This window comes from Flavobacterium esculini (assembly GCF_048284325.1).
GTDB lineage: Bacteria > Bacteroidota > Bacteroidia > Flavobacteriales > Flavobacteriaceae > Flavobacterium.
On sequence record NZ_JBLVPI010000013.1, the window covers coordinates 27379 to 53140 of the forward strand.

The following is a 25762-nucleotide window of genomic DNA, read 5'->3' on the forward strand; positions in this document are numbered from 1 at the left end:
TTAGAAAGTTACGTTTAAATTAAGACCGATACTTCTTGTAGATGGCATTCCGTAAACATCAATACCTTGCAAACCTTCCCCTGTGCTTAATGAAATATTAGGATCAAATGGTGCATCTTTGTAAATAAAACCTAAATTTCTGGCAATTAATGACAAACTGGCTGTTTGCAAGAAAGGCAATCTTTTAGTATTAAAAGTATACCCTATTGAAACTTCTCTTAAGTTTACACTGGTAGCATCGTATACATATTCTCCTGTAGCTCCTGCTCTACCGCCTGTTTGCTTGTAATAACTTTCCGCTGGATATTTTCCTGCATAAGCAGAACCATCAGGATAAACTGCATTGATAACAACTCCACCAGCATTTCTGGCATCTCCTGTAGCTTTTGAAACTCCAAATTCGTCATTTCCCGCTTCTGTTAAACTCATTACGTTCCCACCAAATCTTCCATCGATAAGTACATTTGCAAAGAAAGAACCAAATTTAAATGAGTTAGAAAAACCTAACATAAAATCTGGATTAGAATTTCCTACTTCTTCAAAATCTGTTTTTTGAATGGTACCATCAGCATTCAAGAGTACTCTGCCTTGAGCATCTCTTTTGATATTTACACCTTCGATAACACCATAGGGTTTACCTTGTTCTAAAACATAACGGTAGTTATTCACTCCAGCTTCAGTCAAAATTACTTTACCTCCTAATTCAGCTGGAATTTCCTTAACAGTATTTTTATTTTGAGAGTAATTTACAGTTGCATCCCAAGAGAACGTATCAGTTTTAACAATTTTTCCAGTAACTACTGCTTCAAAACCTGCATTTTTAATACTACCTGCATTAATACCATAGTATTTTACACCAAGCGGATTCGTTAATGGAGCAAGAATTTGTAAATATTGATGTTTGGTTTCTGAATTATAATATGACAATTCGAATCCAAGTCTGTTATTAAACATTCTCCATTCTGTACCAATTTCAATTTCCGATTTTAATTCTGGACGCAATGACGTTCCGGGTTTTGGAGCTGCAATAGCAGGCTTATTACCTTCTGAAGTAAAACCATTAGTTGGAGAAGTAACAAAAGGAAAAATATCATTCCCCACTTGCGCATACGTTGCACGAACTTTTCCATAATTAATAAATTCTGGCAAAGTTGTTATTTCGCTAATAATAGCAGTTACACCCACAGATGGATAAAAGAAACCTGAATTATTCGTATTAACTAATGTAGAAGACCAGTCGTTTCTTGCAGCAAGATCTAAAAACAACATGTCTTTGTATCCAAAAGTAGTAGCTGCAAAAACAGATTGTACTTCTTTCGAAGAATCTAACGTTTGTAAATTTCCAGCATTGTTCACAAAATTACCCAATGTAAACCAGTTTGCTATTTGTAAACCTCCACCAATTCCAGAATCCAAAGTTGTTCTTTGATTTCCAATTGTATTGGTAATACTTGTTCCTAGATTAGCATTAATACTAAAATCTTCATTGAATTTAGTATTAATTGTAGCAATCAAATCACCATAACGTTGCGTGCTTAAAGTATTCACGTTTATGTATCTTCCGTTTGTGTGAGATAAAGTACCTTGTGTAGTGGCATATATCTTTTTATCAAAACCACTTTCAACACGATTGTAACTGTATCTTGAAGCAACACTTAACCAGTTATTTACTTTGTAATCTAAAGCAATCGATCCGTTAAAAAATTGATTGGTATCTTCTGACTTATTTCTATTGATTCCCCAATATGGATTTTGAAGAATGTCTCTGTTAGTCATCCAGTTTTGAACCATCATATTTCTTGAAGGATCAAAAACTTCGAAGTTCTGTTTGTAGGCATAAAAATCATTTCCTCTTGGCATCAAATAAACACCGGTCAAGGGATTAAAATACAGCCCGTTTACAGGTCTATTGATGACTTTTTGAGTAGTATAATTTGCATTAGCGGCAACATTCAATTTATCATTGAAAAATTTTGCTGTTTGACGAATTCCAAAATTATTTTTCTTTAAACCGCTTCCTGGAATAATTCCAGATCCACTTGTATTAGCATAAGATAAAGTAGTAGATGATAGTACCGAAGCCGAAGAAAAAGCCAATGAAGTAATTTGTGTGTTTCCAGTATTAAAGAAATCTTTCACATGGTCATTAGAAGCTCCTTTTGCCCCCCAAGTTTCTTCACCTCCTGCTACAGCAACGTATTCATTTTGAAATTTTGGCAAATATGCAGCCGACTCAAAAGTAGTTACTGACGAAGCTTTAAAATTTGATTTTCCTTCTTTTGCTTTTTTGGAAGAAAGCAAAATTACTCCATTTGCACCTTGACTTCCGTACAATACTGATGCAGCAGCTCCTTTAAGAACTGTCATACCTTCGTAATCATCAGGATTAATAAGAGACACAACATCACCTCCATCACGGTTTCCACCGGCAGTATCTCCAAAAGCATTATTAGGTTGTCCTGAAGTTCCATTAAACAAAGGAATACCATCAATTACATAAAGCGGTTGGTTGTTACTCACAGAAGAATTTCCTCTAATAACCACTTTTGTAGAGCCACCCGTACCACCGGCACTTTTTGTTACGGCAACACCAGCAATTTTACCAGCAATTGTATTAATGATATTTGCATCTTTAACACGAGTTAATTCCTCTCCTTTTAATTCTTGAGCAGAATACGTTAATGATTTTCTGGTTTTCTTTATACCAAGAGAGGTTACCACTACTTCAGTGAGTGTTGTAGAAGCTCCTTCTTTTAATTGTACTTTAATAGCACTATCATCACCCACTAGAACTTTTTGAGTTTCTGAGCCAAGGTAAGAAATTACCAAGGTCTGTCCTTTTTGTACTTCAATAGAAAAATTACCGTCAATATCGGTAATGGTTCCTTTTGAATCTCCTTGAACTGTAATAGATGCCCCAGGCAATGGTGAACCGACAGCATCGGTCACTGAACCTTTGACAGTTTTTACTTGTGCAAGCATAACTTGCGAAGTAAAAATAATCATAAAGATTAAGATAATTTGTTTCATTTTGAAAGGTTTTTTGTTAGTTATGGGGTAAATTTATCTTTAAGGAGTTTCTAAAAAAAATAATTTATACCAACTGTCCTTTATTTTAAACCAACGACATAATTCCGTCAACAATGCGTTTTTCAATTACGCTTTTTATGTGTTTTTTTTACCTCTTTTCTGTTTTTTGATATTTTTATTTAAAAAAAGGTGTTTTTCATTATCAAATTGATTAAAGTTGTAAAAAATTAAGAACTACTATTTTAATGCATAAACCATTAATTATTAAGTAAAAAAGTGAATAAAAAAAAAGAAATAAAATTTGATATCAGACTTCAAAACCATTTTTGGTTTTGGGGATTATTTTTTTTAATGAACTTTCTTCGGTGGGGCGCTTATTTTAATGACTATGGATATTCATTAAAATCTAATATTTTGGAATTTTCACTTCACATTCCATTAGTATATTTCAATCTATATTTTCTTATACCTCGCTATGTATTAACTTCAAAATATTTTAAATATAGTTTACGATTACTATTGAGTTTAATGGTAGTTTATTTATTGAAAACTGAATTAACCTATTATATTATTTCCGAAGATATTTGGCCAGAAGCCAATAGAGAATACAAACCTTTTGAATTGAATCATATTGTAGCTGTATGCATTGGTGAAATTTATGTGCTTGCAATAGCTTCTTCGGTATATTTAACTTCAATCTGGCTTAAGGAAAGAGAACGTAATAGAGCCATAAAAGAGAATCAATCTAAAATTGAATTGAAATATTTGAAAAATCAAATTCAGCCTCATTTCTTCTTTAATACTTTAAATAATTTGTATGCTTTATCGCTTGAATCCTCTGCTAAAGTTCCTGATGTGATTATAAAGCTTTCAAAATTGATGGAATATGTTTTATATGATATTGAAGGAACTAAATTTGTTCCTTTGATAAATGAAATTAATTATATTCAAAATTATATTGAAATCGAAAAACTTCGTTTTGAAAACGTAGAAGTAGCCATAAATATAGATTCAAATATTGACGCCGTCAAAGTTCCTCCTTTACTTTTTATATCTCTTGTAGAAAATGCCTTTAAACATGGTGGTATAAATAATGGCAACCTTAAAATAAAGATCAACTGTAAAGTCATTAATGGAACTGTCTTGAGTTTTGAAATTCTGAATAATTTTGTACTTTCACAACATTCAAAAACAAAAAAAGGTATCGGTCTAATAAACACTAAAAAGCGGTTGAAATTAATTTTCAAAAACCAATACACTTTCGAGCATAAAGTAAAGTTCAATTATTATATCATCTCTTTACAAATACCTATTCATAATGAAGATTAAATGTGTTTTAGTAGATGATGAACCATTAGCTATAAAAGTCCTTCAGAATTATTTTACCAATTTTGCGGATTTTGAAATTATTGGGACGTTTAGCAATGCACTGGAAGCACTGGAGTTTATCAATAACAATAGTGTTGATGCCGTATTTCTAGATATCAATATGCCTATGATGACTGGTTTTGAATTGATCCGATTAATAGAGTACAAAACTAAAATTGTAATCACCACTGCCTTTAGGGAATTTGCTGCCGAAAGCTATGAATTAGACGTTTTAGACTATTTAGTAAAGCCAATCCCATTACCCCGATTTATTAAATGCATCAATAGGATTTCAACCGAAATCAATTTAAAGAATAATATTAAAACGGAGATGCATCGAATAGAACCCCATATTTTTATCAAAGTAGATAAAAAAATGGTAAAAATAACGATCGATGAAATTCTGTTTATCGAAGGAATGAAAGAATACATAAAGGTCGTTACAGTTGACAAAACCTATATTACGCATAAATCATTAACTTCTTTATCCGAGGAATTACCTTTAGACCGATTTGTAAGAATTCATAAATCGTATACCATTGCTATAGACAAGGTAAAATCCATAGAAGGGAACCGTATCCAAATACTTTCTTACACTTTACCCATAGGACGAAATTATAGTAAAGATGTAAAAAGTAAAATTTTAGAATAAATTCCATTTCAATATTTTATTTGAAAAAGCATAAATTTCGAAAAAAAAGTATCTTTTTTTAACAAAAAGTGATTATTCTATAATTCTACTAATATTTATTCTAAATTATTTTTTTTTAATTTACTTAACAAATACATTTACCAACTTACTGCAAAAAAATAATAAATTAAACTAAAAACCAAACCATTTACAATCATGAGTTCAGAAAATTTACAAACCAAATGGGGACAATTTATCTCATTAATAATCGTCTTCTTCTTTTGGGGTTTTGTTGGGTCTGCCAACGACATTCTAATCCCAGTATTTAAAAAAGTATTTACTTTATCTCAAGTACAATCTCAATTAGTCGCATGGGCATTTTATGCTGCTTACTTTGTAGGATCTATAATTTTCTTTTTAGTATCCTTAAAACTTGATGTTTTACAAAAATTTGGATACAAAAAAACACTTTCAGTAGGCTTAATTATTTCTGCTATTGGCTCTTTTCTATTTATTCCTGCTGCAACAATGGAAAGTTTTCCATTCTTTTTAACCGCTTTGTTTACTGTAGGTTTAGGTTTTTCAATCCAACAAATTGTAGCTAATCCTTTAGCTATTAAAATGGGAAGTCCCTCAACAGGAGCCCACCGTCTGACTTTGGCTGGAGGTGTAAATTCTTTTGGAACAACTATTGGTGCCATTTTATTAGGAATCGCTTTGTTTGGAATGGGTGACGATAAAAAAACTTCCCTTTCACTGGAAGACATTAAATTGCCTTTCATTATTTTAGGACTTGCTTTTATAATAGTGGCCGTTTTTATGAACTTTTCTAAAATTGAAAACCCTGTAAAACTAGAAGAAGCGGAAATTAAACATGCGCACGAAAAATTCAATATTTTAGATTATCCACAACTATACTTAGGAATGTTAGCTATTTTTATCTATGTGGGAACCGAGGTAACTATAATTAGTAATTTACCTGCTTTATTAAAAACTGCAGAATTTGGCAGTATTTTAGAAGATGCCATTTCGCCATTTATAGCATTATACTGGGGAAGTTTAATGATTGGTCGTTGGAATGGTGGTGTCAATGTTTTTAACACCTCAAAAATAGCTAATATTGCTCTTAAATTTATTGTTCCAGCTTTAGGCTTTGGAGTTATTATTGGAGCTAATATATTTGCTGGTCATGATGTTTCTGCGTTTTATATTTATCCTATTTGGATATTAATATTCATTGCCGTAAGCTTTATAGGCGGTAAAAATGCAGGCAAAACATTAATGCTTTTTGGTCTTTCTGGCTTACTGATGATGTTTATTGGATTAGTTTGTACTGATACCGAAATTGCTAAATTCTTCCTTATTTCTGGTGGATTATTCTTATCTATTATGTGGCCTTCAATTTTTGATTTGGCTATTGCAGGGTTAGGCAAAAACACTGGAAAAGCATCTTCTTTCTTAATTATGATGATCCTTGGAGGAGGAGTAATTCCTTTGATTCAAGGAAGCATTTGCGATATTGACAGTACTAGTCCAAACGGAATATTTGGCATTTCTTGGACACATTTTTCTTATGTTGTTCCGCTTATTGGTTTTGCATATTTAGGGTTCTACGGTTTTTATTGCCCTAAAATATTAAAAAAACAAGGAATTAATCATATCGAAAGCGAAGGAGGAGGACACTAATTTTTAATACAATATAATACCAACCAAAAAAACAAACCAAATAAAAAATCCCATCAATGATGGGATTTTTTCATTTAATTCACTGAGACTAAAAACTGCTCTCTCAAACTTTTTTATTTATTTCCTTTCTCGAAATCAGCAACAAACTGTGCCAATCCAATATCAGTCAATGGGTGTTTCAATAAACCGTGAATAGCCGAAAGCGGTCCAGTTATAACATCGGCACCAATTTTTGCACAGTTTACAATATGCATCGTGTGACGAACTGAAGCAGCAAGAATTTGAGTTTCATAACCATAGTTATCATAAATCAATCTGATTTCTTCAATCAAAGCCAAACCGTCTGTAGAGATATCGTCCAAACGACCAATAAATGGAGAAACATAAGTAGCTCCTGCTTTTGCAGCCAATAAAGCTTGACCGGCAGAGAATACTAAAGTAACATTGGTTTTAATTCCTTTATCCGAAAAATATTTGGCAGCCATAACACCTTCTTTGGTCATTGGCAATTTCACTACAATTTGATCGTGTAAATCAGCTAATTCTTCCCCTTCTTTAACCATTCCGTCAAAATCCAATGCATTTACTTCGGCACTTACATCACCATCAACAAGATTACAAATATCAACGTAATGTTTCAAAATGCTATTTTTCCCTGTGATACCTTCTTTTGCCATCAATGATGGATTGGTTGTAACCCCATCCAAAACGCCTAATGCATGTGCTTCTTTAATTTGAGCTAAATTAGCCGTGTCAATAAAAAATTTCATAATATATAATTTAATTTGTGTGTTATTAAAATTTGGGCGTGACCCTTCGTGAAAAACTTCGGGTCGGGCTTTGCGTTTCAATCTTTCCTAGTCCTGAACTTGTTTCATGATCCTGAAACAAGTTCAGGACTAGAAAGGATTTTCACTGCAATCCCTCACGCTACTAAAATTCGGTGCAAAATTACAACTTATAATGATTCATAAGCATTTTTTCATATACTTTATCCGGTAAAATTCTCTTCAAGACAATAGAGAACTTTTGCATAAAAACACCTACTTTATAATGAATTTTAGGATTCGGAGTTTGAATAATTTTATACACCGCTTCTGCCATTTCATTAGGATTACTGCCGCTATCCACATGTTCATCCATAGTCTTTAATGTATTTCCATAGGGACTTTCATAAGCAGAACCTTTAATAACCGGAGCATGAAAACGTCCCGAAGCAATATTAGTCGCAAAATCTCCCGGAGCAACATTCGTAATATGAACGCCAAACGCCTTCACTTCCATACGCAACCCTTCCGTGATGAGTTCAAGAGCGCCTTTAGACGCTGAATAAACACTTCGGTAAGGCAAACCCATATAAGCGGCAATAGACGTAATATTGATGATTAAACCCGATTGTTGCGAACGCATTTGCGGCAATACCGCTTTCATCACTTCAATTGGTCCGAAGAAATTAGTATCAAAATTATTCTTAATCTCATGCATTGGAATTTCTTCCAGCGGTCCCGTAATCCCAACACCCGCATTATTGATTACAACATCCAGTCTTCCAGAAATAGCAATTACTTTGGCTACAGCCGCATGAATCGAATCCGTATCCCGAACATCTAAAGCGACCAAAGGAAAAACAGAATTCAAAATTCGTTCCGGGTTTCTGCTGGTTCCGTAAACAACAAAACCTTTATGATGCAAAAACTCGCCAATAGATTTTCCTATTCCTGAAGAACCTCCTGTAATTAGAACTATTTTATTCATGTTTATTGATGTTTATGATACGAAAGGTCCAAAAATAAAAAAATCCTCCCGAAGGAAGACTACTTATTTGTGTGTATTTCGAAAAGAATCTGAAATATCCCGACGCTTCGGGACAGATTTAAAAAAAAATGGCAAGCGACCTACATCGCACCGCTCAACCACGTACCCTTGCTATGTTCCCATCCTGGGGGATTCTGCAGGAGCTGGTCGTGTAGGACTTGCCGCTGCAAATATACAAACTTTTTATATTTTTGCAAGTGCTTTGTAGCTATAAAAATAACGTTGTATATTGGTGCATCAAAAAATCAAACTATGAGAAAATATAACTTCCTATCTTTCATTTTATTAGGAATCACTTTAGCAAGTTGCAATGAGACAAAAAAAGGCGAAAATACTTTATTTACCTTCGATATTTCTAAATTCAAGGAACAATATCAACCACAAGAAGTAATAGAATTAGGGATTTCGAACCCAAATTCGAAAGCGGTTGACAGTATTATCTATTACGTAAATGATAAAAAATTAGCTTCAAAAAAAGGACTTGACAAACTAACATTTGAATTGAAAGACCAAAAATTAGGCTACCAAAACCTAAAAGCTCTAGTATATTATGAGGGTGAAAACTCAGAAGCTACTGCAAGAGTAGAATTAGTTTCGAATATTCAGCCAAAATTATTGAAATACACAATCATCAATACATATCCTCACGACAAGGCTTCTTTTACCGAGGGTTTAGAGTTTTACAAAGACACTTTATATGAAAGTACTGGTCAAAATGGGAAATCTTATTTTAGAAAATACGATTACAAAACTGGAAAAGTCTATAAACAAGTTGACCTTGATAAAAAATATTTTGGAGAAGGAATTACTTTTCTAAATGACAAAATGTATCAATTGACTTGGCAGGAAAAAACAGGTTTTATCTATGATGCAAAAACTTTAAAACTAGAAAAAACCTTTGCATATGATAAAGATATTGAAGGTTGGGGAATGACGAATGACGGAAAATATATTTATCAAACGGACAAAACAGAGAAAATCTGGAAAATGGATCCAAATACTCAAAAAATGATTGACTATATCAATGTGTATTCTGGGAATTCTAAAATTAAAGCGATCAACGAATTAGAGTGGATTAATGGAAAAATCTATACTAATGTTTGGCAAAAAGACGCTATCGCTGTAGTGAACCCTGTAAATGGAGCTGTCGAGGGTATTTTGGACATGTCTGGTTTAAGAAAATTAATTAATGCAACTCCGGAAGATGTTTTAAACGGAATCGCCTACAATCCAAAAACTAAAACCATTTTCGTAACTGGTAAAAACTGGGATAAAATGTTTGAAATAAAAGTTTCAGAATAATTTTTCAAATGACAACACTCATCATCAATATAAAGGAATTACTTCAGGTTCGGGAAACTTCAATTTCAAAAGTGTCTGGTGCTGAAATGGCTATTCTTCCAACAATTAAAAATGCTTTTGTAGTAATTAAAGACAACTTAATTGCTGATTTTGGCTCAATGGATAATTTGCCTAAAATAAATGCTGATAAAACTATTGATGCAACAGGAAAAATGGTTTTACCTTCCTGGTGTGACAGTCATACCCATATTGTTTATGCAGGTAATAGAGAACAAGAATTCGTTGATAGAATAAATGGTTTGACTTATGAAGAAATTGCCAATCGTGGCGGTGGAATCTTAAATTCGGCAAAAAAACTCAACGAGTCCACTGAAGAGGAAATCTATGATCAATCAAAAGCTCGACTGGAAGAAATCATGCGTTTAGGAACTGGAGCGGTAGAAATCAAATCAGGATATGGATTGACAGTTGATGGAGAACTAAAAATGCTTCGTGTTATTCAACGCCTTGCTCAAAACTATTCTATTACCATAAAAGCAACTTTTCTTGGTGCTCACGCTTTTCCATTAGAATATAAGGAAAACCATCAAGGATATATTGATGTAATCATCAACCAAATGCTTCCAGAAATTGCCAAAAATAAACTGGCAGATTTTATAGATATATTTTGCGAAACTGGCTATTTTACTGTTCCAGAAACGGAACAAATCATGAAAGCCGGAATTCGCTTTGGCTTAAAGCCAAAAATTCATGTCAACCAGTTTAATTCTATTGGAGGAATTCAGGCTGGAATAAAGTATCACGCGCTTTCAGCAGATCATCTTGAAGTCATGACAACAGCAGATATTAATGCCTTAAAGAATACGGAAACTATGCCGGTTGCTTTACCATCCTGTTCTTATTTTTTGAGTATTCCTTATACACCTGCACGAGAAATGATAACCGCAGGACTTCCATTGGCATTAGCAACGGATTATAATCCTGGTTCTACTCCATCTGGAAATATGAATTTTGTGGTTGCTACTGCTTGTATCAAAATGAAAATGACTCCGGAAGAAGCCATAAATGCTGCTACAATAAATGGAGCGTACGCTATGGGAATTTCAGAAACCCATGGAAGTATAACTATTGGTAAAAAAGCAAACCTTATTATCACAAAACGTATTCCCTCCTTCTATCAATTGCCTTATGCTTTTGGCAGTAATCTTATTGACGCTGTATTAATAGAAGGTGAAATTTTTGAATAAAAAAAGAGGAACATAATGTTCCTCTTTTTTTATTTGATGCTTTAAACGATTATTTCAAAGTAAAACTTGTTTTAGAAACTAATTCACCTTTATCAAAAACATTTACAAAATAATTTCCTTTTTCGAAATTTTTTCCTTTTAAATCCTGTGAAACATTAACCGTTTTATTTTCATATTTAACATTAGTTGCAAAACTGTATGTTAAAGTATTATCTCCAAAAGTCTCTGTTTTTTTATCTCCTACCACATTATTTTTACTATCAATTACTTGAACGTAATACGTTTTATCTCCTGATTGTGCAATTTGATTTTCAGCAATTGTAAAACTAACTCTAAGAGCATCTGCTCTACTTGCTTTATCAGTTTCTATTTGTTTTCCAGAACTTCTTAATTTGAAAGCTGAACCTCTTGTGTTTAAAACAGTTAATTTTGAACCTTTTTCAACAGCTTTAGCCAGTTCTTCATTTTGTCCTGTTAACGCTTCAACATTCTTTTTAGTTTCTCCTAATACTACAACCGTACTATCACGTTGCGTAGTTAAAGTTGTATTTTGTTTTTTCAACCCTTCATTCTCGGCCATTAAAACTTTCATATTTCCTTGCAAAGCAATGAATTGTGTTTTATATTTTGACATAGAAGCTACATCACCTTTAGATTTACTTAAATCAGACATTAAGTTTACCACTTTATCTCTTTCTTGAATTAATTCATCAGACATTGATGTATTTTCCGCAATTGCAGCATCATAAGTAGATTTTAATTCTTGTAAATCTTTCATAACGGATTCTTTTTCGGTCAATGTAGATTTTAATTCTGTTTTAACTACATCAGCATCAGAAGTCATTTTAAAAATATACACTAAACTTCCCACTAACAAAACTGCTAAAACCGCTATAACCGCTTTAAGACTTGAACTGCTTTTTTGATTTTCCATAATTTGATTTTAATTTTTATTTTATACAAATTTAACAATATATAACTAAGTAATAACGTAAGTTAACACAATTATATTATTTTTGAAAAAAAAATATTTTTTTTAATGGAAAAAATTATCCCGTTTACAATCAATGATCTCGCAAAAATAACGAACCATCGAAGTGGTGAAATAAAGTTTGGAGAGAAAATGATAACAGTTCCAAAAGAGGCTGATCCTATTGCGTTTCTTAAAACTTGCGATGCTAAATATGTATTATTAGGAATACCGGAAGATATAGGCATAAGAGCCAATTTTGGCAGACCTGGTGCGGCATCAGCTTGGGATAGTGCAATAAAAAGCATTGCTAATATTCAGCACAATCGTTTTTGCAAAGGAAGTCAACTGGTTGTCTTAGGACAATTGAACGTTGCTGATGAAATGAAAGAAGTGGAATATTTAGATTTTAATGATATTGACGATCGTTCCAAACTAAGTAAACTGGTAGAAAAAATTGATAAGGATGTTTCTCATATAATTTTTAATATTCTAAAATTAGGAAAAACGCCAATAGTTATTGGTGGAGGACATAATAATGCCTATGGAAATATAAAAGGTGCGGCTCTTGCTAAAGGCAAACCTGTCAATGCTATAAATTTTGATGCCCATTCTGATTTCAGAATTTTAGAAGGACGACACAGTGGGAATGGCTTTTCATATGCTTTCGAAGAAGGTTTTCTAAAAAAGTATTTTATTTTTGGTTTGCACGAGAATTATACTTCAAAAAGCGTTTTGGATATAATCAAAAAAATTGAAGACCGTGTTCGCTACAATACTTATGATAGTGTAAACATTCGAAAAGAAAAAGATTTCAATCAGGAAATGGCTCAGGCTTTAGAATTTATCAACGACGATTTTTACGGAATTGAGATCGATCTTGATGCAATCCCCAATATCGCATGTAGTGCAATGACATTGAGTGGTTTCTCTGTAGAACAACTTCGCCAATTTGTTTCTTATTTTGCAAAAAATAAAAATGCTACCTATTTACATATCTGCGAAGGTGCACCTGATTTAGGAGAAGACAAAAACAATCATTTAATAGGTAAACTTATAGGCTATCTTATAACCGATTTTATAAAAGCAAACCAGTAAATTACAGAACTGTTCAATCGGCAAATGGGTTAAACGAATAACTCATTTAACCTAATCGATAAATAACACTATCTTTGCTCCCTTATCTATGTACTTAATACAAGATATTTAATACCAAAAATATGTTATTCGAAGATTTATCACTCTCAAAAAGTATACAAAAAGCCGTATTTGAACAAGGCTATACAAGTCCAACTCCTATTCAGGAACAATCGATTCCTCTAGTATTAGCTGGTAGAGATTTAATAGGATGTGCACAGACAGGAACAGGAAAAACAGCTGCATTTGCAATTCCAATCATACATCAATTACACCGAATTGTGGGTTCGTCTAAAAAAGCCAAACAAATTCGTGCTCTTATCGTTACTCCAACCCGAGAATTAGCCGTTCAAATTGGACAAAGCTTTGATACTTACGGTAAATATACCAACTTGACTCAACTGACCATTTTTGGTGGAGTTTCACAAAATCCTCAGGTTGATACCCTAAGAAATGGTGTCGATATTTTGGTAGCAACACCAGGAAGATTACTTGATTTACACAAACAAGGTTTTATTGATTTAGATCACTTACATACTTTAGTTCTTGACGAAGCAGATCAAATGCTTGATATGGGATTTGTAAATGATGTAAAGAAAATTGTAAAGCTTACGCCAAAAAACAGACAAACATTATTTTTCTCTGCAACAATGCCAATTGCCATTAGAGAATTAGCCGAAATGTTTCTTACTGATCCGGCAACAATTACAGTTTCACCAGTATCATCAACTGCCGAAAATGTGGAGCAACGCGTTTATTTTGTTGAAAAAACGGAAAAAAGGAATTTGCTTTATCATTTAATTAAAAATGAAAATCTATCCGATGTGTTGGTTTTTTCCAGAACAAAACATGGTGCAGATAATGTTGTAAAAGCTTTACGCAAAAATAACATTGCTGCTGAAGCCATACATGGTGACAAATCCCAAAATGCAAGACAACGAGTTTTAGATGCTTTCAAAAATAAAGAAGTAGGCGTTTTAGTCGCCACTGATATTGCGGCAAGAGGAATTGATATTGACCAGTTACCATTTGTTATCAATTTTGATTTACCAAATATTCCTGAAACGTATGTCCATAGAATTGGTAGAACGGGTCGTGCCGGAAATGGAGGAATTGCTATTTCTTTTTGTAGCAAAGACGAACATGCGTATTGGAAAGACATCCAAAAGCTAATAAAAGTGGACGTAAAGACAGTAAATGATCATCCTTATCCATGGCATTCAGGAAGTCCGGAAACTGCTCCAGCTGGTGCACAAAAAAACTCCAATCGAAGTGGTGGAGCCCATAAATCAAGAAAATCAGAAGTTTCAAAACAAAATAAGAAACGCTGGTATTAATACCTTTCTCCGGAACTAAATTTTCCGCTGTAAGAAATGCCTTTTTAACTTCCGTTAAAAAGGCATTTTGTCGTTAATAGACTTACATTCAACGTTTTGAATACAAAATACTCTTTTTTAAGTGATAATTTTATTAAATTTGATTTAACTTATTTAAACATTTAAAATTAAACACTATGGAAAATTTAGTTAAAAGAAACAGCGCTTTCCCTTCGATTAACACTGGCCTATTTCCGTCAGTGAATACATTTTTTGATGATTTTGTATCCCGAGATCTTTTTGATTGGGCTGATAAAAATTTTACAGCCATTGGCAGTAATTTACCTTCTGTAAACTTAAAAGAAACGGAAGATAAATTAGAAGTTGATTTAGCTGCTCCAGGTTTAAAAAAAGAAGATTTCAAAGTTGAAATTGACAACAACATGCTGATGATTTCTTCAGAAAAAGAAGAAGAGAAAGAAGAAACAAGAAAAAAAGATAATTACATTCGAAAAGAATTTAGTTATCAATCCTTTTTCAGATCTTTTAATCTACCCGAATATATAGATGAAAGCAAAATAGAAGCAAGTTACAACGATGGAATTCTCCATATTGTTATTGCTAAAAAAGAAGGCGCTAAGAGAAAAGAACATAAAACTATTGCTATCAAATAAAATTTATTTTTAATATATCCTTAATATTAAACAATAGATTAAAATCGTTAAGCCATTTTAAGCGTTGGTTTAACGATTTTAATTTTGGCTCATTAGTTTCTCTACCAATCCAAATTCATTAGAAAACAATTAAAAATAACATCAAAAAGTGATATTATGAAGCCGTCGAAACATTTTTTCAAAAAAAATCAATCTTTAATAGATAGAAACTTTCAAAATAAAGAGTTCGAATTAACTCATCCAAAACTTGAAATAAAAATCACTCTTGATGCTTCGGGAAATAAAAAAACACCACATCCATTATTGCTGCAAATGTATTCCAAAGAAAACGAGGTGCTTTTTATTTAAAAAATAAGTATTGCAATAAAAAAATGGAGCTTTTATAGACTCCATTTTTTTATGCTTATTATTCGATACTGAAAGGAATTTGATAGAATCAAAACTAAGAAACCGTTGTTAAATCGCTCCTTTTATTTTTTGTTATTAAGACATTGATAATTTTAAATAACTTAACCGAATCAAAAGGTTTTACTATAATATCGTCTATACCGGCTGAAATAGCTTCCTCAGTAATTTCTTCTTTATCAAATGCAGTTAATGCTATAATAGGAGTTTCAATTCCTTTAAAACGAATTCTTCTTGAAGTTTCAAAACCATTGATTAAAGGCATATTGATGTCCATTAAAATAATATCAAAATTCTCTTCTTCAAGAATTTGGATTGCCTTATAGCCATCATCAACAAGTGTACTTGTATAATTATTTTTTTTGAGTATTTTTTCAGTGACAATCTGATTGATTCTATTGTCTTCAACAACTAAAACCTTCAATTGTCTATTAGAACTTAAATCAACCGGGATATTATTTATAATTTCATTGGTTTTCTCAGGGTCAAATTCAAAAGCAATCGTAAATGTAAATACCGTTCCAACTCCAATTGTACTTTCTAGTGTAATATCACTTCCAAATAGGCTTAATAAACGCTTCACAATTGATAAGCCTAACCCCGTACCCTGATAATCTACTTCTTTTCTTCCAACTTGGACAAATTTTTCAAAAATCTTCTCTTGATCCTCAATTGCAATTCCTACACCAGTATCCTTTATCTTAAACTCTATAAAATGAGACTTATTGGTTACTTTCACTAAATTCACATCTATAAACACCTCTCCATTTTTGGTGAATTTCAGTGCATTACTCACTAAATTTATCACTATCTGGGAGAGCCGTAATTTATCTCCAATCAAATATTCCGGAATTGCCGAGTCAATATTGACAATAATAAAATTATTATTATTCTTTGCGATGAATGACAATGAGTTTTTAATCATGTTTATCTCATCCGAAATATTGAAGGTCAGATTTTCAAGAACGATTCTGTTTTCTTCAATTTTATTAATTTGGAGAACATCATTTACCAGTGACAATAAATATCTTGCTGAAAACTTGAGAGAACTCAGGTGTGGACTGTTAGCTAACTCTTTATGTTCATCTAATAACATATTAGTAATTCCAACCACTCCGTATAGAGGTGTTCTTAATTCATGCGTAATAGTAGAAACAAATTGTGATTTCAGTACTGATGCTTCTTCCGCTTTTTCTTTAGCAATAACCAATTTGTCATTGGCAAGAGACAGTTCTTTGTTTGTTTTTTTCTTGAAATTATTATTTTTAAATAAAGTATAAAGCAGGATTAATAAGAAACACAATACAACGATAAATAATATGACAATAATTTTAGATTTCTTCAAACTTTGATATTGTAAATCTTTCTCGGTTTCAATTTTATCAATCTCTCTTTTATATTCGTCTAATTCAAGATTAATGCCGGCCATATGAGCCTTTTTAAGTATCTCTTTATTATTAAGTTCTTCTGTAATTTTATTATAAATTGCTAGATTTTCGTAAGCCTTTTTGTATTCCTTATTATTTAATAAATACTTAGAATATTCCTGATGCGTAAATGACAAATCTGATTTCTCAATTCCTTCATTTCCTAATTTTATAGCATTTAAAAATGATGCCGTCGCTTTTGCATGATTTCCTTTAAAACCGTAGTACATTCCATTGAGCATATTTAAGGCTACAACTGATGACCCATCTCCATATTTTTTATGGTACTTATTGATAAATTTTAAATATGGAAAACCTTCATCAAAAAGATCAATATCAAAATAAGCCCATGTGATATTGAGTTTTGTCAAGACAATTTTACTTGAATCGGCTATTTTGTTACTGTATATTAATGAGTTTTTATAATAATTTATTCCTTTTTTATATTGCTTTTTTTCAAAACAATATATGTTTCCCAAATTATTATTGATCCAGGACTTTATAGTATCATTAGAAGTTTTATTACCATAGATTAAGGCTTTTTTAAAAAAAAAGATGGCTTTATCATATTCTGATAATTTCTCATAATTAGAGGCAATTGTATTATAAGAATTCGCTATAAGATTATCGTCCTTAGCATTTATTGCATGATGCAAAGCGAGTCTTGAAGTTATTAATGACTTTTCAAAATTAGAACTACGCAAGTATTTCGATGCTTCTTTTGTTAGTTTTGAAATCTCTTTTTTTGAGTGAGTTGGAGGTAAAGAATAACAATTAACATTAAAAATATTTAATGCTAATAATAATGATAAAACGATTCTAATTTGATACATATGTTGCTATTCTTAAGCCAAATATACAAATATATTAATAAGAAAAATACGCTCTTTGTTTATAATACCATAAAACCAAAAATTATATTTTTTAAAAATAAAATATTAAGAAAGTTATAGTTGGTTTGAACCTGAGTAGATAATTCAAATCAAAAAACCTATCCGAAAAAATCAAATAGGTTTTTGGTTTTATAAAAATTAAATTTAGTTATTCCTCTGACACAATTTCATTTTCATTTTCATTTTCCCATTGCCCAACAACTGATGTAGCTAGTGCATTCCCTAAAACATTAGTTGCACTACGAAACATGTCACAAAAATGATCTATTGGTAAAATTAAAGCAATTCCTTCAATAGGAATTTTAAACATGCCACACGTTGCCGCCACTACAACTAAACTTGCTCTTGGTACACCTGCAATTCCTTTGCTTGTAAGCATCAATACCAAAAGCATTGTCATTTGTGTTCCTAAATCCAAATCAATTCCATAAGCCTGTGCTATAAAAATACTGGCAAATGTCATGTACATCATACTCCCGTCTAAATTGAAGGAATATCCCAATGGCAACATGAAAGAAACAATTCTATCTTTTACTCCAAAACGCTCTAATTCTTCCGTAAGTTTAGGAAAAACAGCTTCGCTACTTGTTGTACCAAAGGCAATGATTATAGGACCTACAATTCTTTTAAGCAAAACTGTCATTCTTCTTTTAAGAAAAATATAACCTATTAGTATTAATACAATCCAAATTGACGAAATTCCTATTAAGAAAGAACCAAAGAATTTGAAATATGTAATTGCTAATTCCTGAAAATCTCTTACGGCAAATACCCCTGCAATAGCACCAAAAACGCCTATTGGAGCAAACTTCATTACGTAGTTTACCATTTTTAAAACAATATGAGATGTTTTGTCTAATGCATTTATAACTGGTTTTACATAATCTCCTAGAGCTGCTGCCGCTAAGCCGAAGAAAATAGAAAAAATAACAATTTGTAAAATCTCATTAGTCGCCATTGCTTCAAAAATACTTTTAGGAACAATATGCTCGATAAAGTTTTCGAAAGATATATTTTGAGTTTTTGCGGTCACTTCTGAAACAGACGCTAAATCAACATTTGACAAATTAAGTCCAACTCCTGGTTCCAATAAGTTTACAAAAAACATCCCTAATAATAAGGATATAAATGAGGCTGTAAAAAACCAACCTAATGCCTTTCCTCCAATCCTTCCTACCGCTTTAATATCCCCTAATTTAGCAATTCCTACTACAAGAGTTGTAAATACTAATGGCGAAATTATCATTTGAACCAATCGAATAAAAACTGTAGCCAGCATTTTTATTTTATTACTAAATGATTGGGCTGCTTCTGCAGAAATTAAATTATGAATAACAATTCCTAAAATGGCTCCTAATAGCATTGCTATTAGAATTTGGCCTGTTAAGCCTGAAAAAAATGATGGTTTCTTGGTTGTAGTTGTAGTCATTAAATTCGCAAATTGATTTCAAGGTTATGGTTCCGTATTTAGCTCGTCAAAATACAGAGTATGCAATTCTATTTTAAATAGGTTTTATTAATCAAATAAAAATCAGCTAGTACTATAGCCGCCATAGCTTCTACAATAGGAACTGCACGAGGAACTACGCACGGATCATGACGTCCTTTTCCTGTCATTTCAGTAATATTCCCTTTATTGTCTAATGATTCTTGTTTTTGCATAATTGTTGCAACTGGCTTGAAAGCCACACGGAAATAGATATCCATTCCATTGCTTATTCCGCCTTGAATTCCACCTGAAAGATTGGTTTTAGTTGTTCCATCAGGGTTGTATAAATCATTGTGTTCGCTTCCTTTCATTTTGACACCTTCAAATCCACTTCCAAATTCAAAACCTTTTACAGCATTGATGGATAACATTGCTTTACCAAGCTCAGCATGAAGTTTATCAAAAACAGGTTCTCCTAAACCAATAGGCACATTTTGAATCACACAACTTACAGTTCCACCTACAGTATCCCCTTGTTTGCGAATATCTCGTATGTATTCCTCCATGATTATTGCTGATGCCTCATCAGGACAACGAACAGGATTACTTTCTGTTTTTGAAAAATCTAATTCCTGATATGGTTTTTCCAAGAATATAGGACCTACAGAAGAAACGTAAGCATTAATCTTGATTTTGGGTAGCATTTGCTTTGCAATCGCTCCCGCTACTACTCTACTAGCAGTTTCACGGGCAGAACTACGCCCACCTCCACGATAATCACGTACTCCGTATTTTTTTTCATATACATAATCAGCATGACTAGGTCTGTAATTATCTTTTATATGAGAGTAATCGTCTGATTTTTGATTGGTATTGGGAATTATAAAACCAATAGGTGTTCCAGTGGTTTTGCCTTCAAAAATTCCAGATAGAAATTGCACATCATCTGGTTCTTTTCTTTGGGTAACAATAGCCGATTGACCTGGCTTTCTTCTTGACATTTCAAATTGAATTGCTTCAAGATCTATTGCTATTCCGGAAGGACAACCATCGATTATTCCGCCTAAAGCTTCTCCGTGTGATTCTCCAAAAGTTGTAATTCTAAATAGTGTTCCGTAGCTATTTCCTGCCATTATATTAAGTTTTGAACAAAAGTACTATTTTAGTTTAAAGTTTAAAAGCTTATCCAGAGATTTCAGGATAAACTATAAAAAAAACAATGCGTATTTATTGGCTTTAAATTCATATTAAAAACTATTTATTGGAAACATCTTCAAAATTGAGTCCATTTTTAAGTAGGCAAGTAGCTATCTTTTTTAAACAAAATATTTTAAATTTAATTATCGTCATTAAAATAGTACAATCTAAAAGTGTGAATTTTATAACTTTTCATAAAAATTCTATAAATTTATAATACCTTTAAGACTGTAATTTTGCAAAAACAAATACTCAACTTATGAAAAAAATTATTTTATCGGCTATTATGTTAATGGGATTAGCATTTACCACACAGGCACAAGACATTTCAAAAAACGCGCTAGGTTTACGTTTAGGAGGCAATAATGGTTTTGGTGGAGAACTTTCTTACCAAAGAGCATTAGGAAGCAACAATAGACTTGAACTTGATTTAGGTTGGAGAAATAGAAATAATTATAACAACAATGGTTATGATGACAATGCAGTAAAACTAGCAGCTTTATACCAATGGGTATGGAACATTGACGGAGGTTTCAACTGGTATGCAGGTGTTGGTGGAGGATTAGGTAGTTACAGTTATGATAATAACGATACTTCTTATAATGATACGTTTGCATTTGCAGCGGGAGATATTGGAATTGAATATAACTTTGATATCCCTTTGTTAATTTCATTGGATTTCAGACCTGAGTTTGGTGGAAATGGCTATTATGAAAATAATTATGGTTCAGATATCGCTTTAGGTCTTAGATACCAATTCTAATAATTAAGCAACTAAATATATTTAAAAATGCCACTAGAAATAGTGGCATTTTTTTATTTAATAATGATTTCTTTTTTAGAATTTATCTTAACTACACAAAAAGGATTTGTAAAAGCTTGAGTTACCATGCCGCCTGGTTCAGGTATTGTTTCCTTCACAGTTATAATTATGTTTTTATCTGTTTCTACAACAGTATCAATTCCTATTTTGTATCCTCCAGATGTTTTTTCTCCCATATTCAAAATAATAAAATTAGAATTCTGAATATCATTTGGGCTAATTTTATTTTTTAGATTTTCATCATTTTGCAACATTTTAATTTCATTTGGCTCCGAAAGAATTTCAAAAAAGCGAATACTTGCTCCACCATCATTTTGTTGGGTTAAGACTTCAAATAAAGGTTTTTTATCTGAGCTTTTTGTGGAAGAAGCTCCACATGAAAATAATAATATAGCAACAAATAAGGTAGAGATTTTTTTCATTTTTTTATTTTTTAATAATTAGATCCAGAATCTATTTAAAAAAGTAACCTTATAAATATTTATTTATTGCTTTTTTATATAAGTTTTCATATAAAGGTAAAATGTTTTTAATATCAAACTTTTTAGCAATCGAAAGGGCATTCCCTTTAAATTTATTCAGAGTGGCATCATCTTTTAAAATTTTCAGTGCATTAACCGCCATTTCATCAGTGTTACCTACATCACTCAAATATCCAGATATATCATCAAAATTAACTTCTGACAAGCCTCCTGAATTACTAGAAATTACAGGAACTGACCAAGCCATTGCTTCAAGAGCGGCAAGACCAAAACTTTCGGTTTCAGATGGCAGCAAGAATAAATCTGTATAACTTAATATTTTATCGATTTCATTGCTATTCCCAAAAAAGATCACTTTATCCTGAATTCCTAATTCCTGGCATAGATATTCCGCTTTTTCTTTTTCCGGACCATCTCCCACCATCATCAGTTTAGCCGGAATTTCTTTTTGAATATTATAAAATATTTTAATGACATCAGGAATTCGTTTTACTTTTCTAAAATTACTGATATGAGTTATTATACGCTCATTCTCTTTTGCCATTACAGAACGATGACAAGCAATACTGGGATCATTTACGTTTTTATCCAATTCGATAAAGTTGGGAATAACCTCAATTTCATTTTTTATATTAAATAATTTAAGGGTATCATCTTTCAAACTTTGGGAAACTGAAGTAACAAAATCAGATTTATTAATACTAAAGGTTACCGCAGGTTTATAAAACGGATGATTTCCAACTAAAGTAATATCCGTCCCGTGGAGTGTAGTCACCATTGGAATATTAATGCCTTCATCTTTTAGCATTTGTTTGGCCATATAACCCGCATAAGCATGAGGAATGGCATAATGTACATGAAGTAATTCAATTTTATAGAGCTTCACCATATCGACTAATTTGCTCGACAAAGCCAATTCATAAGGCTGATAATGAAACAATGGGTATTCCGGAACATTAACTTCGTGGTAATGCACATTTGGACTCAAAAGGGCCAAACGCACAGGTTGACTGTAGGTTATAAAATGTATTTCGTGACCACGTCGTGCCAATTCAAGACCTAATTCTGTAGCGACAACACCACTACCTCCAAAGGTAGGATAACAAACTATTGCAATTTTCATGTATATATTTTAATGAAACGAAATTAATAAAAATAGGAATGGGTTTATGAAAATTTAAGTTAAATACTTTTAAACTTAAATTTTCATTCGTTGAATTCTTATGGCATTTAAAATTGCCAATAAAGCCACACCAACATCAGCAAAAACGGCTTCCCACATGGTCGCTAATCCCCCTGCGCCCATTATTAGAACGATTAGTTTTACAGAAAAAGCTAAACCAATATTTTGCCAAACAATTTGTTTTGTCTTTTTTCCAATGTGTATTGCTGTAAAAATCTTTGTTGGTTGGTCATTTTGAATAACGACATCTGCAGTTTCAATGGCAGCATCACTTCCTAAACCGCCCATTGCGATTCCTACATCGGCTAAAGCGATTACTGGTGCATCATTCACACCATCACCAACAAACGCTATTTTTAAATACTCTTCTTTTAGTTCTGACACTTTTTGAACCTTGTTTTCTGGCAATAACTCCCCAAAAGCTTGGTCAATATTCAATTCTTTGGCGACAAGCGAAACTATTGCCTGATTATCGCCCGAAAGCATAATGGTTTTGATATTTAATTTGTGTAAGCTCTGAATGGCTTTTTTTGCATCTTCTTTAATTTCGTCGGCAATAATAAAATAGCCAACATATTTTTGATTGAGGGCAACTACAATAATTGTAAATGGAATAGTGTCAATTTCAGTGTCATAACTGATGTTGAATTTTTTCATCAATTTAGCACTTCCTACTAAGATTTCTTTTCCATCGACGAGTCCTTTCATTCCATGACCTGTAATTTCATTTACATAAGTAACTGTGGTGTCTTTCACAATATCCCTAGCATATTCAATTATAGCTGAACCAACAGGATGTGTCGATTTCGTTTCAATTGCGGCAGTATATTTCACCAAATCAGCTTCCGAAATTCCAACGGCTACGACTTTTTGGACTTTAAAAACACCTTTAGTTAATGTTCCTGTTTTATCCATCACCACAACTTGAATAGCGGCCAAAATATCCAAAAAAGTAGAACCTTTGATTAAAATCCCATTTTTACTGGCTGCACCAATTCCTCCAAAATAACCTAATGGAATGGAAATTACCAATGCACAAGGACATGAAATAACCAAGAAAATTAGTGCTCTGTACAACCAATCTTTGAAAACATAATTTTCCACAAATAATAGTGGAAGCAAACAAATTCCGATAGCCAGAAAAACAACTATCGGAGTATAAATTTTAGCAAATTTTCTAATAAACAATTCAGTTGTGGCTTTTTTAGCTGTGGCTTCCTGAATCATTTCAAGAATCCTAGATAATTTACTATCGGTAAAAATAGCCGTAACTTCGACTTGAGCAACAGTATTGAGATTAATCATTCCGGCAAGAACAGTTTCTCCTTTCGTTTTAGTATCCGGTTTGCTTTCCCCTGTTAATGCTGCGGTGTTGAAAGTGGCATGATCGGAAAGTAGTTTTCCATCCAAAGCTAATTTCTCCCCCTGCTTTAATTGAATAATTTCACCAATGGTAATATCCGAAGCTTTTTTAGAAATAGTTTCCAAAGCTTCAATAACATTTGCAGAATCCGGTCTTTGGTCTAATAATGCCTTGATGCTTAATTTAGCTCTTTTTACAGCTAACATTTGGAATAATTCACCAATAGAATAAAATAGCATTACGGCAACACCCTCCGCATATTGGCCAATTCCAAAAGCCCCAAGTGTAGCAATGCACATTAGAAAAAATTCTGAAAAAATAGCACCTTTACGGATACTTTCAAAAGCTTCTTTTAACACTGGTAAACCTACCGGAATGTAAGCGACACAAAACCACGCAATCCTAACCCAACCCACAAACCAGGTTTGAGGAAAATAATTGTCAAATCCAATCGCTGTTATTAGGAGTAGAAAACTTAGTATTGAAGGTAAAAACATCCCAAAAAAACTATCACTTCCATTGGAATGATCGTGGTCGTGATCCTCGTCAGAATGATTTTCAGTCTCGCTATGAGAAGAACAACATCCGGTATCTTCGTTCGTTTTAATACCTTTTTTTTCTTCTGAAGCGCAACACGATTCTTTGTCACTGACTTCCTGTTTATGTTGGTGTCCCATTTTTAATAATTTCATTCGTAAATTGCAATTACATATCCTTTTTAGATCGTTTCTTATTAAGCCACTTATTAGCTTTATACGTAATATAAGCGGAACCACTTCCTACAATTGCTCCTGCAAATACATCCTTGGGATAATGAACACCTAAATGCATTCGAGAATATCCTATGGCACTAGCCCAAACAAAAGATGGTGCAATGACATACCATTTTGGATAAGCCAAACTTAATGATGTTGCTGTTGCAAAAGCTAACGAAGTATGCCCCGAAGGAAAGGAATAGCCTGGTGCGGAAGTCGCTTTAATTATATCTGGATACGTATTAAATGGTCTTTCTCTTTTTATGGTGTGTTTTAAAGCGGTAGTTATAAATGCAGAAACCAGAAACGTTTCACCAATAAAAATTGCCTGTTTCTTGATTGTACTGTCTTTCTTTATCAACCCTACGGAATAAATAATAATAGGAGTTGCAACACTAAAGGGAACAGCAGTATTAGTAACGAACTTAAAAGAGGAATCAAAATTTTCATTTCTATGAACACTGATATGTCGTAAAATATTTATATCAGTATTTTGGGCATTTAAAAATGTTGTGCAAAAAAGAAATACCGTTAAATAGCTAGCTTTAAATACGTTCCTTTTATTTTTCATAGTATTAATTTACATATCAAATATACTATAATACATGGAGTAATTTTTAACTAAATGT

At 32.4% G+C, this 25762-nt stretch carries 21 protein-coding genes and 1 other RNA gene; 10 read left to right on the forward strand and 12 right to left on the reverse strand.

Translation table 11 applies throughout. The features are described from left to right. Positions 1–3030: a SusC/RagA family TonB-linked outer membrane protein gene (locus ACNQGG_RS11895; RefSeq protein WP_417964239.1), complete on the reverse strand. Its 3030-nt coding sequence runs from the start codon at positions 3028–3030 to the stop codon at positions 1–3. A gap of 414 nt (positions 3031–3444) precedes the next feature. Here ACNQGG_RS11895 and ACNQGG_RS11900 point away from each other — a divergent pair, with 414 nt between their 5' ends. The 3 genes from ACNQGG_RS11900 to ACNQGG_RS11910 all read left to right on the forward strand — a co-directional run bounded on the left by ACNQGG_RS11900 (position 3445) and on the right by ACNQGG_RS11910 (position 6715). Beyond that, entirely contained in the window at positions 3445–4359 is a 915-nt protein-coding gene (locus ACNQGG_RS11900) for a sensor histidine kinase (protein WP_417964241.1), read from the forward strand. Then, entirely contained in the window at positions 4349–5050 is a 702-nt protein-coding gene (locus ACNQGG_RS11905) for a LytR/AlgR family response regulator transcription factor (RefSeq protein WP_417964243.1), read from the forward strand. The genes ACNQGG_RS11900 and ACNQGG_RS11905 overlap by 11 nt, the downstream gene beginning before the upstream one ends. Before the next feature lie 195 nt (positions 5051–5245). Continuing rightward, positions 5246–6715 (forward strand): MFS transporter, encoded by a 1470-nt coding sequence (locus tag ACNQGG_RS11910; protein ID WP_417964245.1) that lies wholly within the window; start codon positions 5246–5248, stop codon positions 6713–6715. 113 nt (positions 6716–6828) lie between these two features. Here ACNQGG_RS11910 and fsa read toward each other — a convergent pair whose 3' ends face one another. The 3 genes from fsa to ffs form a co-directional block, all read right to left on the reverse strand. After that, on the reverse strand, positions 6829–7485 hold the full coding sequence (gene fsa / locus ACNQGG_RS11915; RefSeq protein WP_416847582.1) for a fructose-6-phosphate aldolase: 657 nt from the start codon (positions 7483–7485) through the stop codon (positions 6829–6831). 181 nt (positions 7486–7666) lie between these two features. Beyond that, positions 7667–8470 carry an SDR family oxidoreductase gene (locus ACNQGG_RS11920; RefSeq protein WP_417964247.1) on the reverse strand — a complete coding sequence of 268 codons (804 nt, stop codon included), beginning with the start codon at positions 8468–8470 and terminating at the stop codon, positions 7667–7669. Between the two features lie 126 nt (positions 8471–8596). Continuing rightward, positions 8597–8694, reverse strand: an RNA gene (gene ffs / locus ACNQGG_RS11925) — signal recognition particle sRNA small type. A gap of 88 nt (positions 8695–8782) precedes the next feature. On the opposite strand from ffs, the gene ACNQGG_RS11930 reads away from it, so the two are divergent. Together ACNQGG_RS11930 and hutI are read left to right on the forward strand one after the other, a co-directional pair. Then, complete coding sequence (locus ACNQGG_RS11930) at positions 8783–9832, forward strand: glutaminyl-peptide cyclotransferase (RefSeq protein ID WP_417964249.1); 1050 nt, start codon at positions 8783–8785, stop codon at positions 9830–9832. A gap of 8 nt (positions 9833–9840) precedes the next feature. Then, positions 9841–11079 carry an imidazolonepropionase gene (hutI, locus tag ACNQGG_RS11935; protein ID WP_417964251.1) on the forward strand — a complete coding sequence of 413 codons (1239 nt, stop codon included), beginning with the start codon at positions 9841–9843 and terminating at the stop codon, positions 11077–11079. A 49-nt stretch (positions 11080–11128) separates the two neighbouring features. Here the strand turns inward: hutI and ACNQGG_RS11940 are convergent, their stop codons facing one another. Continuing rightward, entirely contained in the window at positions 11129–12013 is an 885-nt protein-coding gene (locus ACNQGG_RS11940) for a hypothetical protein (RefSeq protein ID WP_417964253.1), read from the reverse strand. Between the two features lie 105 nt (positions 12014–12118). Here ACNQGG_RS11940 and ACNQGG_RS11945 point away from each other — a divergent pair, with 105 nt between their 5' ends. The 4 genes from ACNQGG_RS11945 (at position 12119) to ACNQGG_RS11960 (ending at position 15524) form a co-directional block, all read left to right on the forward strand. After that, positions 12119–13147 carry a formimidoylglutamase gene (locus ACNQGG_RS11945; RefSeq protein WP_417964255.1) on the forward strand — a complete coding sequence of 343 codons (1029 nt, stop codon included), beginning with the start codon at positions 12119–12121 and terminating at the stop codon, positions 13145–13147. 122 nt (positions 13148–13269) lie between these two features. Next, positions 13270–14523 (forward strand): DEAD/DEAH box helicase, encoded by a 1254-nt coding sequence (locus tag ACNQGG_RS11950; RefSeq protein ID WP_417964257.1) that lies wholly within the window; start codon positions 13270–13272, stop codon positions 14521–14523. Positions 14524–14699: 176 nt separating this feature from the next. Next, positions 14700–15176 (forward strand): Hsp20/alpha crystallin family protein, encoded by a 477-nt coding sequence (locus ACNQGG_RS11955; protein WP_417964259.1) that lies wholly within the window; start codon positions 14700–14702, stop codon positions 15174–15176. Between the two features lie 156 nt (positions 15177–15332). Continuing rightward, complete coding sequence (locus tag ACNQGG_RS11960) at positions 15333–15524, forward strand: hypothetical protein (RefSeq protein WP_417964261.1); 192 nt, start codon at positions 15333–15335, stop codon at positions 15522–15524. 94 nt (positions 15525–15618) lie between these two features. Here the strand turns inward: ACNQGG_RS11960 and ACNQGG_RS11965 are convergent, their stop codons facing one another. The 3 genes from ACNQGG_RS11965 to aroC form a co-directional block, all read right to left on the reverse strand. Continuing rightward, positions 15619–17841 (reverse strand): response regulator, encoded by a 2223-nt coding sequence (locus ACNQGG_RS11965; protein ID WP_417964263.1) that lies wholly within the window; start codon positions 17839–17841, stop codon positions 15619–15621. Positions 17842–18049: 208 nt separating this feature from the next. Then, the gene (locus ACNQGG_RS11970; protein ID WP_417964265.1) at positions 18050–19330 is read right to left on the reverse strand and encodes a dicarboxylate/amino acid:cation symporter; all 1281 of its coding nucleotides are present in this window, start codon (positions 19328–19330) and stop codon (positions 18050–18052) included. A gap of 68 nt (positions 19331–19398) precedes the next feature. Then, complete coding sequence (aroC, locus tag ACNQGG_RS11975) at positions 19399–20463, reverse strand: chorismate synthase (RefSeq protein WP_417964267.1); 1065 nt, start codon at positions 20461–20463, stop codon at positions 19399–19401. 323 nt (positions 20464–20786) lie between these two features. Between aroC and ACNQGG_RS11980 the strand changes: the two genes are divergently transcribed. Continuing rightward, the gene (locus ACNQGG_RS11980) at positions 20787–21290 is read left to right on the forward strand and encodes a hypothetical protein (protein WP_417964269.1); all 504 of its coding nucleotides are present in this window, start codon (positions 20787–20789) and stop codon (positions 21288–21290) included. Between the two features lie 53 nt (positions 21291–21343). Here ACNQGG_RS11980 and ACNQGG_RS11985 read toward each other — a convergent pair whose 3' ends face one another. From ACNQGG_RS11985 to ACNQGG_RS12000, 4 genes are all read right to left on the reverse strand, one after another. Then, positions 21344–21772 carry a protease complex subunit PrcB family protein gene (locus tag ACNQGG_RS11985; RefSeq protein WP_417964271.1) on the reverse strand — a complete coding sequence of 143 codons (429 nt, stop codon included), beginning with the start codon at positions 21770–21772 and terminating at the stop codon, positions 21344–21346. 49 nt (positions 21773–21821) lie between these two features. Then, positions 21822–22955 (reverse strand): N-acetyl-alpha-D-glucosaminyl L-malate synthase BshA, encoded by a 1134-nt coding sequence (gene bshA / locus ACNQGG_RS11990; protein WP_417964273.1) that lies wholly within the window; start codon positions 22953–22955, stop codon positions 21822–21824. A 75-nt stretch (positions 22956–23030) separates the two neighbouring features. After that, the gene (locus ACNQGG_RS11995) at positions 23031–25055 is read right to left on the reverse strand and encodes a heavy metal translocating P-type ATPase (protein ID WP_417964275.1); all 2025 of its coding nucleotides are present in this window, start codon (positions 25053–25055) and stop codon (positions 23031–23033) included. Between the two features lie 28 nt (positions 25056–25083). After that, positions 25084–25704 carry a phosphatase PAP2 family protein gene (locus ACNQGG_RS12000; protein ID WP_417964277.1) on the reverse strand — a complete coding sequence of 207 codons (621 nt, stop codon included), beginning with the start codon at positions 25702–25704 and terminating at the stop codon, positions 25084–25086. Between the last annotated feature and the right edge of the window lie 58 nt (positions 25705–25762).

What these genes read in the sequence shown, in the direction of transcription:
- ACNQGG_RS11940 (WP_417964253.1), bottom strand. Translation starts at nt 12,013, where the DNA reads ATGGAAAATCAAAAAAGCAGTTCAAGTCTTAAAGCGGTTATAGCGGTT.
- ACNQGG_RS11920 (WP_417964247.1), bottom strand. Translation starts at nt 8,470, where the DNA reads ATGAATAAAATAGTTCTAATTACAGGAGGTTCTTCAGGAATAGGAAAA.
- ACNQGG_RS11905 (WP_417964243.1), top strand. Translation starts at nt 4,349, where the DNA reads ATGAAGATTAAATGTGTTTTAGTAGATGATGAACCATTAGCTATAAAA.
- ACNQGG_RS11995 (WP_417964275.1), bottom strand. Translation starts at nt 25,055, where the DNA reads ATGGGACACCAACATAAACAGGAAGTCAGTGACAAAGAATCGTGTTGC.
- ACNQGG_RS11960 (WP_417964261.1), top strand. Translation starts at nt 15,333, where the DNA reads ATGAAGCCGTCGAAACATTTTTTCAAAAAAAATCAATCTTTAATAGAT.
- ACNQGG_RS11930 (WP_417964249.1), top strand. Translation starts at nt 8,783, where the DNA reads ATGAGAAAATATAACTTCCTATCTTTCATTTTATTAGGAATCACTTTA.
- ACNQGG_RS11970 (WP_417964265.1), bottom strand. Translation starts at nt 19,330, where the DNA reads ATGACTACAACTACAACCAAGAAACCATCATTTTTTTCAGGCTTAACA.
- hutI (WP_417964251.1), top strand. Translation starts at nt 9,841, where the DNA reads ATGACAACACTCATCATCAATATAAAGGAATTACTTCAGGTTCGGGAA.
- ACNQGG_RS11985 (WP_417964271.1), bottom strand. Translation starts at nt 21,772, where the DNA reads ATGAAAAAAATCTCTACCTTATTTGTTGCTATATTATTATTTTCATGT.
- ACNQGG_RS11910 (WP_417964245.1), top strand. Translation starts at nt 5,246, where the DNA reads ATGAGTTCAGAAAATTTACAAACCAAATGGGGACAATTTATCTCATTA.
- ACNQGG_RS11945 (WP_417964255.1), top strand. Translation starts at nt 12,119, where the DNA reads ATGGAAAAAATTATCCCGTTTACAATCAATGATCTCGCAAAAATAACG.
- ACNQGG_RS11950 (WP_417964257.1), top strand. Translation starts at nt 13,270, where the DNA reads ATGTTATTCGAAGATTTATCACTCTCAAAAAGTATACAAAAAGCCGTA.
- ACNQGG_RS12000 (WP_417964277.1), bottom strand. Translation starts at nt 25,704, where the DNA reads ATGAAAAATAAAAGGAACGTATTTAAAGCTAGCTATTTAACGGTATTT.
- fsa (WP_416847582.1), bottom strand. Translation starts at nt 7,485, where the DNA reads ATGAAATTTTTTATTGACACGGCTAATTTAGCTCAAATTAAAGAAGCA.
- ACNQGG_RS11895 (WP_417964239.1), bottom strand. Translation starts at nt 3,030, where the DNA reads ATGAAACAAATTATCTTAATCTTTATGATTATTTTTACTTCGCAAGTT.
- bshA (WP_417964273.1), bottom strand. Translation starts at nt 22,955, where the DNA reads ATGAAAATTGCAATAGTTTGTTATCCTACCTTTGGAGGTAGTGGTGTT.
- ACNQGG_RS11980 (WP_417964269.1), top strand. Translation starts at nt 20,787, where the DNA reads ATGAAAAAAATTATTTTATCGGCTATTATGTTAATGGGATTAGCATTT.
- aroC (WP_417964267.1), bottom strand. Translation starts at nt 20,463, where the DNA reads ATGGCAGGAAATAGCTACGGAACACTATTTAGAATTACAACTTTTGGA.
- ACNQGG_RS11955 (WP_417964259.1), top strand. Translation starts at nt 14,700, where the DNA reads ATGGAAAATTTAGTTAAAAGAAACAGCGCTTTCCCTTCGATTAACACT.
- ACNQGG_RS11965 (WP_417964263.1), bottom strand. Translation starts at nt 17,841, where the DNA reads ATGTATCAAATTAGAATCGTTTTATCATTATTATTAGCATTAAATATT.